Annotated in this window: 7 protein-coding genes; 4 read left to right on the top strand and 3 right to left on the bottom strand. The window is 69.9% G+C overall.

Going from position 1 to position 11,993, the window contains the following annotated elements; all coding sequences use genetic code 11:
- The first annotated feature begins 440 nt into the window (after positions 1-440).
- From LV780_RS21090 to LV780_RS21080, 3 genes are all read left to right on the top strand, one after another.
- On the top strand, positions 441-2,111 hold the full coding sequence (locus tag LV780_RS21090) for a methyl-accepting chemotaxis protein (protein WP_108222058.1): 1,671 nt from the start codon (positions 441-443) through the stop codon (positions 2,109-2,111).
- Positions 2,112-2,371: 260 nt separating this feature from the next.
- Positions 2,372-3,010 carry a biliverdin-producing heme oxygenase gene (locus tag LV780_RS21085; RefSeq protein WP_233864339.1) on the top strand — a complete coding sequence of 213 codons (639 nt, stop codon included), beginning with the start codon at positions 2,372-2,374 and terminating at the stop codon, positions 3,008-3,010.
- An 80-nt stretch (positions 3,011-3,090) separates the two neighbouring features.
- The gene (locus LV780_RS21080) at positions 3,091-5,901 is read left to right on the top strand and encodes a bifunctional diguanylate cyclase/phosphodiesterase (protein ID WP_108222054.1); all 2,811 of its coding nucleotides are present in this window, start codon (positions 3,091-3,093) and stop codon (positions 5,899-5,901) included.
- Between the two features lie 120 nt (positions 5,902-6,021).
- Here LV780_RS21080 and LV780_RS21075 read toward each other — a convergent pair whose 3' ends face one another.
- Complete coding sequence (locus tag LV780_RS21075) at positions 6,022-7,542, bottom strand: glycosyl transferase family protein (protein ID WP_108222126.1); 1,521 nt, start codon at positions 7,540-7,542, stop codon at positions 6,022-6,024.
- A gap of 147 nt (positions 7,543-7,689) precedes the next feature.
- Between LV780_RS21075 and LV780_RS21070 the strand changes: the two genes are divergently transcribed.
- Complete coding sequence (locus LV780_RS21070; RefSeq protein ID WP_101342038.1) at positions 7,690-9,714, top strand: TonB-dependent receptor domain-containing protein; 2,025 nt, start codon at positions 7,690-7,692, stop codon at positions 9,712-9,714.
- Between the two features lie 272 nt (positions 9,715-9,986).
- Here the strand turns inward: LV780_RS21070 and LV780_RS21065 are convergent, their stop codons facing one another.
- Entirely contained in the window at positions 9,987-11,291 is a 1,305-nt protein-coding gene (locus LV780_RS21065; RefSeq protein ID WP_108222052.1) for a hemolysin family protein, read from the bottom strand.
- Positions 11,281-11,709: an exopolysaccharide biosynthesis protein gene (locus LV780_RS21060; RefSeq protein WP_108222050.1), complete on the bottom strand. Its 429-nt coding sequence runs from the start codon at positions 11,707-11,709 to the stop codon at positions 11,281-11,283. The genes LV780_RS21065 and LV780_RS21060 overlap by 11 nt, the downstream gene beginning before the upstream one ends.
- Between the last annotated feature and the right edge of the window lie 284 nt (positions 11,710-11,993).

The following is an 11,993-nucleotide window of genomic DNA, read 5'->3' as shown; positions in this document are numbered from 1 at the left end:
GGGGATGGCATGATGGCTCCTTGCGGACGATGTCCGCCTGGCAGATCCGGATCTGGGAAGACGACAGCGCCCCGGGAAGAGGCGTCAGCGGGTGACCGCCTCTGCCCGGGGCAGAGCGTGCGTGAGCAGCGAACCGCAGAAGACCCGGAAGCCGGCCATATGAAGGAGCGTCAACATGCAGGGAAGGTAGGCCCCTGCGGCCGTCAAAACAAGAGCGCCCGACGAATCCCGCGAATAGCCCCGCACTGTGGCCTTTCTGGCACGGTCCTGTTGCAGCCACCCCGCGCCTGCCCGGCGGTGCGCGCGGCCGGAGCGTATTGCCACACCCACCCCGAAAGGCGGAATAAAAGCTTTTCCAACCGCGCAGGATCCTGTTCACCTGTTGGCGGCACAAGATCCGATCTGGTCTTGAAGACTTCTGATTCCCACGGAGAATTTGAATGACAATCAAGCTGCGCCTGACGGCGAGCTTCCTGCTGTTCTTCTGCCTTTCCGGGCTGTCGGTCGGTCTGGCCGGGCTGGGCCTCTGGCGCACCACCGGCACTCTCGACACGCTCATCCATCGCGACTTCGGCTATGTGCGCGCAGGCGACCGCCTGATCGCGGCGCAGCTCGAGTTCGACATCGCGCTGCACAACTATGTGCTGGCGGGGGATCCGGAAGAGCGTGAGGGCTACGCCGCCGAGCTCTCCGACCTGCGCCGGGAACAGGCCGATATCGTGGCCGGGCTTGAAGCCACCATCGACGCGGACGGGCTGGAAAAGCTGGACCTCTTCCGCGACCTCGGGGCCGGGGCCAACGAGGTGGCCGACGAGGTGATGCGGCTCCTGCAGGCCGAGGGCCGCGACGCGGCCCTGGCGTATCTCACGCGCGAGTCCCAGATCGCGCTGTTCGACGCCCGGATCGTCCTCGCCGACTTCCGTGACGGCTACGCCGCCCTCATGGAAGAGGCGACGGACGAAGCCGTGGGCAGTACCCACTCGACGCTCGTCGCGCTGGCGGCCCTGGTCGCGGCGGCCCTGCTGATCGGGGTCCTCGTCGCCGCGCATCTGATGTGGACCATAGGCCGGGGCCTGAACCGGGCGCTGGCCGTCTCGCAGCGGGTGGCGGCCGGAGACCTGACCTCGACCACGGCCGTGTCCGGGCGCGACGAGATCAGTCACCTGCTCGCCGCCAACGATGCGATGGTCGTCCGGCTGCGCGAGATCGTGACCGCAGTGGCCGCGGCCTCGCGGCTGCTGTCCGAAGGCGGGGAGCGCATCGCCCGCAGCGCCCAGCGGCTCAGCCAGCGGGCGAACGAACAGGCGGAGTCCACCGCCCTGGCCTCAGCCTCGGTCGAGGAAATGGCCGCGAGCATCCAGCAGACGGCCGACAATGCGCAGCAGACCGAGCAACTGGCGGCCAGCGCGGCCGGCGAGGCGGCCGAAGGCGGTCGCGCCGTCGTCGAGGCCGCCGACGCGATGCAGCGCATCGCCGAGCGGATCCTGGTCCTTCAGGAGATCGCGCGCCGCACCGATCTGCTGGCGCTGAACGCCGCGGTCGAGGCGGCACGCGCCGGCGAACACGGGCGCGGCTTCTCGGTCGTCGCCTCCGAAGTGCGCAAGCTGGCGGAAAACAGCCGCACCGCGGCGGTCGAAGTGTCCGATCTGTCGCAGAGCACGGCCGATCTGGCAGGGCGCGCCAATGGCGTGATTTCCCATCTGGTGCCCCGGATCCAGCAGACCTCGAGCTATGTCAGCGAGATCTCGGACGCCTCGCACGAGATCTCCGCCGGCGCGCAGCAGGTCGCCGGAGCGATCGGCCGCCTCGACGAGACGACGCGGCAGAATTTCGCGGCGGCCCGGGACCTGGCGGAAGAGGCCGAGCACCTGCTCGATCAGGCGAAGCTGCTGGACGAGGCCGTTTCCTACTTCCGACTGGAGGACGCTGACGGAAGCGCCCCCGCGGCACCAGAGCCGGCGGAGCACCCCGCCGCGCCGGACACCGCACCGGACACGGGGCCGGATCCGGCGACCGGCGAAAGCGGCGCCCCTTTCGGCCAGGACCCGCGGGAGCGGCGCGGCGCACGCAGGCGGATCGGGGCCCTGGCCATCGGGAGCAACCTCGGCTGAGCGCCGGCCCCCGCCGGACCGGCGCCGGTCCGGCGGGGGCCTTCCGCGCCAGCCTTCGGGCGCCGTCGGGGCCGCGGCTCGGCAGACCGACAAAAGTCAGCGACCATACCAATGCGCACGCGACCAGGACTTTCCGGAGTGGTATGCGCATTGGTCACCGAGAGATTCTCATGAACATGTCGCCCACGACGCACCCTCAGGACCGGACGCCTCCCCTTCGCAGGAAGCGTGGCAAGGGGGAAGCGGCCGGCGCGCCTGTGATGTTTCCGCCTGACCCGGACCCGGAACCCGGATGGCAGCCGCCCCTGCCCCTTGCCCAAGACCTCCGGCAGACGACGGCCGGGCTTCACGAGCGGACTGAGACGCTCCTCGGCCTGCCCGACAGCATCGCGGACCGGGCCGACTACATGGCCTGGCTCGGACATTATCTTGCGCTTTACGAACCGCTCGAGAACCGCATGGCCGCCTTCGACGGCTGGAGGGAACTGGGGCCGTTCGACCCGGACCCCGGCCATTCGCGGCGCCTGATCCGGGATCTCGACGACCTCGGCATCGACGCGCGGCGTCTCGGGCGCGCCCCTGCCGCGGTCTGTCCCTCGCTTGCAAACTTTGCCCAGGCGCTCGGCGCGCGCTATGTGCTCGAAGGTTCGGCGCTTGGTGGGAAGGTCATCCTGCGCCATCTGCAGGCGCGGATCGGCGACGCGATCGGGCCGGCCACCGCCTTCTTCGGCGGCCCGTCCCATCCCGAGGCGGGGCACTGGCGGACCTTCAAGGCCGCGCTCGACCGGTTCGGCGACGAACATCCGGACAAGAGGGCGGATGTGCTCGCCGGAGCCGCGGCGACCTTCATGGCGCTGCTGGAATGGTTCACTCCCTTCATGGCGGAGCGGCGGGCGTGACCGCCCCGCGCCGTCAGAAGGCCCCTCGCCTGCCGGGACGCGATGGTCCCCGATCCCCGCGAGTGCAAGGACACATCCTCATGACGGCCGCCTGCGACCCTTCGATCTGCGAGACGGAACCCATCGCAACGCCCGGCGCGATCCAGCCGCACGGCGCGCTGGTCACGGCGCAGGCCGACAGCGGCCTCGTCGCCCACGCCAGCGCCAACCTGGCCGAGATCCTCGGCCTGCCGGCGGCCGCGGCCCTGGGCCGTCCCATCTGCGACGTGATCGGGCACGTCAACGAGGTCCTGCTGCGCGAGGCGCGCCGTCGCGGCTCCGAGACACTGGAGTCGATCGGATCGCTGCGCCGGGCGGACGGGCGGCTGCTGCATCTCCATGCCTTCCAGTCGGGCGACTACATGTGCCTCGACCTCGAGGCGGTGCGCGACGAAGACGACCGGCTGCCGCCGGGGCTCACCCAATCGGTGATCGAGACCTTCTCGGCCGCCGTGACGCAGGTCGAGCTGTGCGAGCTTGCGGTGCATGGGCTGCGGCAGGTGACGGGCTACGATCGGGTGATGGCCTATCGCTTCGGCCCGGACGGCCATGGCGAGGTCATCGCCGAGGACCTCAGGCCGGATCTCGAGCCCTACCTCGGCCTGCGCTACCCGGCCTCGGACATTCCGCAGATCGCGCGGGCCCTCTACCTGCGCCAGAGGGTGGGCTCGATCGCGGATTCGCACTACAAGCCGGTGCCGCTGCTGGGCCATCCCGGGATCGACGCTCTCGACCTGACGCACAGCGCCCTGCGCAGCGTCTCGCCGATCCACCTCGAATACATGCGGAACATGCACACGGCCGCCAGCCTGACCATCGGACTGGCCGATGGCGACAGGCTGTGGGGGATGCTGGTCTGCCACAACATGACCCCCCGGACCGCCGGCCCCGAGCGTCGGGCGGCGGCGGGCATGATCGGTCAGGTGGTCTCGCTGCTGCTGAGCCGGCTGGGCGAGGTCGAGAATGCCGCCGAGAAGCTGGCCCGGCAGGCGACGCTCTCGACGCTGGTCGATCGGCTGTCGATCGGGGACACGCTGGCCGCGGCGATCACCGCGGCCGATCCGCTGCTGCTCGATCTGGTCGGGGCCAGCGGGGCCGTCGTCCGACTGGAAGGGCAGGAACTGCATTTCGGGCGGATACCGCCCGCCGACGCGGTGCGCAGGGCCCTGGAGATCCTGGGCAGCACCCGGCCGCCAGAGATCCTGGCCATCGACGATGTCACCCTTCGCCATCCCGAACTGCCGGAACTGGCCGCGGCGGGAAGCGGCCTCCTCCTGCTCCCCCTGCCCTCGGGCGACGGAGACCTGATCGCCTGGTTCCGCCCCGAGCATGTGCAGACCATCACCTGGGGCGGCAATCCGGCCGAACATGGGACCTGGAACCCGCAAACCCGGCGGATGAGCCCGCGCGCCTCGTTCGACGCCTGGAAGGAGACGGTCACCGGCCGCTCGCTTCCCTGGACCTCGATCGAACTGGCCTGCGCCCATGACCTGGGCGAGGCCATCACCGCCGAGATGGCGCAGCGCACCCGGGCGGCGCTCGCGCGCCTGCGCCACTACGATCCGCTGACGGGCCTTGCGAACCGCAGCTTCCTTCAGGAATGTCTGGCCAACGCCACGCTGGCCGGCGGGCCGGATGTGGCCCTGCTCTTCATCGACCTCGACCGGTTCAAGGCGGTGAACGACTCCATGGGCCACGGCGTGGGCGACGGGCTGCTGATCGAAGTGGCGCACAGCCTCGTGGCGAGCGTGCGTCCCGAGGATCTGGTGGTCCGGCTGGGCGGCGACGAGTTCGTGGTCCTGTGCCACGGGCTGGACAGGGCCGCGGTGATGGGACTGGCCGAGCGGTTGCGGCAAGTGCTCGAGCGGCCCTTCGAGGTCACCGGCCGCAAGTGCCACATCTCGGCCAGCATCGGCATCGCGATGTCCGACAGCATCGGCGAACTCGATCTGGTGCGGGCGGCCGACATTGCGATGTATGCGGCCAAGAAGAACGGCGGCAACCGGGGCGAGCTGTTCCGTCCCTCGCTCTACGAAGAGACGACGCAGCTTGTCGAGCTTGACAACGACCTGCGCAATGCGCTCGAGAACGGCCAGTTCCATCTGGCCTATCAGCCGATCTTCGCCCTGGCCCCCGGGACGGAGAGGCTGGTGGGCTTCGAGGCCCTGCTGCGCTGGGAGCATCCGCACTACGGCTCCCTTCAGCCCGGGGTCTTCATCCCGATGGCGGAAAAGCTGGGCCACATCCATGTGCTGGGCGACTGGGCGCTGCGCAACGCCCTGCGGCAGGTACAGGCGTTCCGGTCGGCCGGCCCGGAGCTGGATCTGAAGATCAATGTGAACGTCTCGCCCCTGCAGCTGGCGAAGCCGGGGTTTGCCGCGCGTCTGACGGACATGCTGGGGCAGATGCCGGACCTGCCGTCCCACGCGCTCTGCCTCGAGATCACCGAGACCTGCCTGAGCGACGAGGCCGTCTCCGAGGCTCTGGGCGCGATCCGGGCGCTGGGGGTTCAGGTCGCCATCGACGACTTCGGCACGGGCTTCTCGTCGCTGGCCTGCTTGCGCCGCCTGCCCGCGGACATCGTGAAACTGGACCGCGCCTTCCTGAAGAATTCCAGCGCCGAGCCGCAGGACGACAGGTTCTTCGCGGCGGTCAACAGCCTCATCCACGCGGTGGATCTGAAGGTGGTGCAGGAGGGGGTCGAGACGCCCGCACAGATCGACTTCATTCGCGCCACGGGGGCCGATTTTGCCCAGGGCTTCCACCTCGCCCGCCCTCTCTCCATTCCGGCCGCCCTCGACCTGATCTCGGCCTCGCGGCAGGACCGGCCGCGCCCGCCGGATCGGACGTGACCGCGCGGCCGCCATGCGCGCGCCCCGCGCGGCTGCGGAAGGCGGCTTCGGTGACACCTGCCCGGCCGGGCCTGCCTCGCTTCGGATCCCCGCCGCCTGATCCGTGACGACACGGGCCGGTCAGGCGGTTCCGCGACAGACGCGCGGGCGTCGGCCCGGAACCGCGCGCGCGGCGACGGTGTCGGCCCCCGGACCTGCGATCGTGCGCCGGTCCCAGAGGTTGCGGGCCAGCCGCCGCGCCTCGGCCAGATCGTAGGGCGCGGCTCCTGTGGCAAGCAGGCCCAGGGCGGCCGTATCGACGATCGCGGCGATCGCCGCAGGATCGCGGGACTGACCGTTCCAGACCGCCCTGCAATGTTCCGCGCTGGTGAGGCCCGGAGGCGGCGAGGCGCACCGTTCGGCAAGGCGGGCGGGGGCCGAGAGCCATGACACCTCCGTCCGCTCGCTCAGGGCCAGGCCCATCAGGCGGTGCGGCGTGGCCTGCGCCACGTCGCGATGGCTGTCGATGCAGAGCAGCCGGTTCCAGCCCAGAAGCCCCGCTGCCTCGCGGTGCAGCGTGGCGAGCGACGCGCCCGGAAGCCCCATCACCGTCGCGGGCGCCGCCAGCGGATTCAGCAACTGCAGCGACAGGTTGACCGGCGAGCGCATCTGGAGCACCCGGTAGAGGTTCACCAGGGCCTGAAGCTGCGGCAGGATCGCCGGCAGGGGCAGGAACACGCATCCCGGACCCGAGAGGCGCGCCTCCGCCTCCGCGACCGAACCGGCGACCGGAATGCCGAGCGCCTCCAGCACCGGATCGAGGGGCGACAGTTGCGGTCCGAAGCCATGCAGCAGGACGCGGTGCCCCGCCTCTCCCAGCAGGCGCGCCGCGGGCAGGAACCAGGGCGTGCGCCGGTTGCGCGGCGACAGATAGGCAGGCCAGTCCAGATCCACGGGCCCCGCGTCCGTCAGGGGCCGCAGCTGCCGCCGCGCCGCACGGACGAGGCCCGCCAGTTCGTCCGGTGTGATGCCGCGATATTGCAGCGCCACCAGAAGGGCCCCGACCTGCACCGGATCGGCCTCGCCATCCAGCAGGATCGCGAAGGCATCCTCGGCTTCGGCCAGATCCAGCGGGCGCGCGCGGCTGCGGCCCGCCCCGACCATCGCCACGTGACGCGCCAGCCGGTGTTGCGGCGGATGGGCGGGGCCGATCTCGAACAGGCGACGCAGACGACCGCATTCGTCCGGCTGCCCGTCCAGCCGCGCCCCCCTCTCGAGGGCCAGCGGCGGATGGGGCGGGGGCGGATCGGCCGGGGCCGGCTCGCCCCGCATCAGCGCGTCCGCCTCGGCGGCCAGCCCCCGGACCCGCATCCGCAGCCGGCCCGCGAGGGCCGTCGGCACCATTCCGCGGCCGGACCGGACCAGCAACTCGTCGTCGAAGAGGCGCCGCAGCTGCGCCAGCATCCGGCTCGCGGCCGGTGGCGAGATCCCCAGCGCCTTGGCCGCCCCCGAGACGCTGCCTGTGGCCAGAAGCGCATCCAGCGCCACCAGAAGCCGCAGACGCGCCAGCGGGGCCACGGGCAGAAGCGGCTCCGGCCGGCCATTCGACGCTCCGCACGCGTCGGGTTCCGCAAAGCTGAATTTGGAATCGTTCTCGAACATCGGCATTGCCCTGACCGGCCCACACATTAATGACAATTCTTGTCAGGAATTATGGGAGAGCGCAACGCCATGCAGGATGTGGGCGTCCGACAACTCAGGTCGAGGACTTCAGCGACGGCGATAGTGGGGGGGCTGGCGGCTGTTGCCATGGCCCTTCCCGCAGCCGCCACAGCGCAGGAAGCGATTGCGCTCGACCAGATCGTGGTGACGGCCGGCGGCTTCGAGCAGGCGCTGAAGGACGCCCCGGCCAGCGTTTCGGTCATCCAGGCCGAGGAACTGGAACGCGGCGCCTTCACCAACCTCGCCGACGCGCTGCGCGAGGTGCAGGGTGTGTCGGTCACCGGCGTTGCGAACGAGCGCGACATCTTCATCCGGGGGCTGCCCGGCGCCTATACGCTGATCCTCGTGGACGGCCGCCGCCAGAGCACGCGCGACGCGCGCCCGAACGGCAATTCCGGCTACGAGCAGAGCTTCATCCCGCCGCTTTCGGCCATCGACCGGATCGAGGTCGTGCGCGGGCCGATGTCCTCGCTCTACGGGTCGGACGCCATGGGCGGGGTAATCAACATCATCACCAAGCGCGCCGATCAGGAGTGGCGCGGCAGCGTCACCGCCGAGGTGACGGCCCAGGAGCATGACGACAGCGGCCACAGCGGGCAGCTCTCGTTCCACATCGGCGGCCCGCTGGTGCGGGACCGGCTGAGCCTGCAACTCTGGGGCCGCGTGCTGGACCGATCCGAGGACCGCATCCTGGCCGGCAACCAGGGCCGGGAAGAGAGCGATCTCGCCGCACGGCTGACCTACGCGCTGACGCCGGAGCATGACCTGTGGTTCGAGGCGGGGCGCACGGTGGTGCGGGGCATCACCTCGGCCGGGCGGGTGCTTGCCCCCACGGCCGAGGATGCCTATCGCGACTACAGCCGCGAGTCGGTGGCCGTCGGCCACAGCGGGCGCTGGGGCGATGCGCGGACCGAATTGTCGCTGCAGGTCGAGGAAGGCCAGCGCGAGACCTACGAGCGCGAGGCCGGTGGCGCGTTCGTCCGGGACGATCGGGTGCCGCGGATCCGCAACACGGTCCTCGACGGCAAGCTGACGCTGCCCTTCTCGATGGGCGGCGATCACACGCTGGTGACGGGCTTCCAGCACCAGAACGCCCGCCTGACCGACCGCGGCAGCCGCGAGGAGGACCAGCGGCTGAGCGTGGACCAGTGGGCGCTCTTCGCGGAGGACGAATGGTGGCTGTCGGACCGCTTCGCCGTGACCGCGGGCGTCCGCTACAATCATCACGAGACCTATGGCAGCCATGTCACCCCGAGGCTCTATGCCGTCTTCCACGCGACCGAGGCGCTGACGCTGAAGGGCGGCTATTCCACCGGCTTCCGGGCGCCCGAGATCCGTCAGGTGGCGCCCGGCTACTACCTGCCGACCCAGCGGGGCGCGGGGCTGCTGGCCCCGAACCCGGATCTGGAGCCCGAGACCAGCGACAGCCTGGAACTGGCGGCCCTGTGGGACAATGGCCGCGGGCTGAGCCTTGGCGGCACGCTGTTCCACACCCGCTTCCGGGACAAGATCAGCAACTTCAACACCGGCCGTCTGATCGACCCCGACACCGGCTCGATCATCGACCCGCTGGGCGGGGCGGCCTGCGACGCCGCGGCGCTGGAGCCGTTTCCCGGCTATTCCTGCCTCTGGCAGAATTTCAACATCGACGACGCGGTGATCAAGGGCGTGGAACTGACCGCCGACTGGGAAGCGACGGAGAGCCTGTCCTTCCGGGCAAGCTACACCCACACCAGCTCCGAGCAGCGGACGGGCGATTTCGCGGGCTATCCGCTGGCCCGGACTCCGCGGCATCAGGCGTCGCTGCGGCTGGACTGGGTGACGCCGATCGAGGGTCTGGAAGCCTGGACCGCGGCCAACTACCACGGCAGCGAGCTGGCCGCCGGCCCCCGCATCGGCACCAACGGCGCGCCCGTCGTGATCAACGGCGTCGAGGGCCGCAAATATGCCGCCTATGCCACGGTGGATGTCGGCGCCTCCTACCAGGTGAACGACCGGGTCAGCCTGAGCTCTGCCATCTACAACATCACCGACAAGCGCACCGACGAGGCGGACTACAACAGCGTGGGCGAGGGACGCCGGCTCTGGCTGGGCCTCACCACGCGGTTCTGAGCCTTTAGGCCCCGGCACAAGTGCGCGGTGAGCGCTTGATCATCCGCCGAATGAGGTTGCAAGTGCCCTTCATGTCTGAGGAACAAGCGCTTGTCCTGCTGTCCACCACGGCCGGGAAGGGCGGCTGCACACGATCCACGCCCTTCCCGCAGCAGACCTCCACCGCCTCGCCATGCCGGGCCCGGCGTCGTCCGAGCCCTTCATTGCCGGCGTCTTGACCCCCGACTCATCTCGGCCTGACCCTGTCAGGCGACCGAGAGGAGGATGACCGTTCAGCGATCGCTCTGCCGGTGGCGCACGACCGGCCGGTCCCTGGACACCAGCAGCTTGTCGATGCGGCGTCCGTCGAGGTCGACAACCTCGATCCGCCAGCCCTGCAGATGGAAAATGTCTCCGACCGCGGGAATACGGGCCAGCGCCTCCAGCACCAGGCCGGCGGCCGTGTCGTACTCCCGGCCGTCCGGCAGCCGCAGCGACAACAGATCCGCAAATTCATCCGCCGGCATCCAACCCGCCACCAGCATCGACCCATCCTCCCGGGTGACCACGACCGGCTCATCGGTGGTTTCCTCGTTGAAGGCGCCAGTGATGATCTCCAGCAGGTCGAGCGGTGTCACGATACCCTCGAACGCGCCGTATTCATCATAGACCAGAACCATGTGCGACGGTGTCGCGCGCAACCGCTCGATCACTTCCAGCGCGCCCTGGTGTTCGTGGACCACCGGCGCCTCCTGCACGAGGTCACGCAGGTCAAACCCGTCGCTCGCGGGCGCGGCGGCCACGTCGCGGATCGAGACCACGCCGATGATGTCATCCGGGCCGCCGGCGCGGACCGGAAGGCGCGAGCGGCGCGAGCCGTTGAACAGCGCCATGGCCTCGGCACGGGTGGCGCCTGCGTTCAGCACGTCCACCTCATGGCGCGGCGTCATCAGGCCGCGGGCGGTCCGGTCGGCCATGCGCATCACACCCGAGATCATCCGGCTCTCGGCCGCGTGGATCGAGCCCGAGGCCTCGGCCTCCGAGATCAGAAGCCGGACCTCTTCGTCGGTCACGGCCTGCGTGCGCGCGCCGCCCTGACCCAGCAGCGCCAGCACCACCTTGCCCGACCGGTCGAGCAGCCAGACCAGGGGCGCGGCCACGGCCGCCACGGCCCGCATCAGCGGCGCCACGCGGCAGGCCACCTGTTCCGGCGACCGCAGCGCGATCTGCTTGGGCACCAGTTCGCCCACGATCAGCGACAGGTAGGTGATGGCCACCACCACGGCGCCGACGCCCACCGATTGCGCGAGGGTGGCGGGCATTCCCGCGGTTGTCAGCGTCCCGGCAAGCCGGGCACCGAGCGTTGCGCCGGAGAAGGCGCCGGACAGGACACCCACAAGTGTGATGCCGATCTGCACGCTGGACAGAAACCGGCCCGGATCCTCGGCCAGACGGATGGCGGTGGCCGCGCCCGGGGTCTCCTGGTCGGCGAGAACCTTGAGCCGCCCGGGACGCGCCGAGACGATGGCAAGCTCGGACATGGCCAGAAGGCCGTTGATCAGGGTCAGAAGGACCACGATCGCGATTTCAAGATACATCACTCAACCTCTTGGGGCAGCAGACGCACGTGGCGCGCCCGTTCAGGATCGGCAGGACACGCTCGACCAGCGCGGAGAAATCCGCACGCGCCAGAGATCTTTCGGCATCGAAGCGCGGCTGCCAGGGCCGCTGGCCGAGCATGAGTTGGCTGGAGAGACAGACAAGAGGAAGACCCAGGAGGCCAGAAGTTCCGGGCGGGGTCGGCAGCACGCTCGGCAGGGCAAAGATGAGCCGCGATGCCTCGGAGGCCCGTGCGTCCAGGATTCGGAGCCGATCTGCCAAAGCCACGCGGTCACGCCTGCCGTCCCGTGCAACCTCCTGCAGGATTCCCGACAGCCGCCGCCGTTCCTTCGGCGGCCGACTTCGTCGGTCGCCCGGATCCGAGGGGGACCCGCATTCGTCCTTGTCCGTGGACATGGCCGTTGTATCACCCTGCGTCAGTTTCCGTCCTTCCCTCGCCGTGGCTGGACCTTCCCGCAATCTGCCACATTCTGGGGCGGTCCGTGGTCCATATGTATCTGACGCGGCCTTTTTCGCAAGGTCGTGCCTTGCCTCCCCGGCACTGCGGCCCCGAACCGGCTGTTCCCCTCCAGTTGCACTTGAACCGAAGCTGCGCCCCAAGAACGCGCCGTCCGTAATCCGTGAGCGCGCCATCCGGGCCCATGCAGCGGTAGAGTGTGATCCCGAGTTCGGAGCGGAGA

The sequence above is a fragment of the Cereibacter azotoformans genome (assembly GCF_021391315.1).
Lineage (GTDB): Bacteria > Pseudomonadota > Alphaproteobacteria > Rhodobacterales > Rhodobacteraceae > Cereibacter_A > Cereibacter_A azotoformans.
This window is presented reverse-complemented; position numbering and strand designations above follow the sequence as displayed.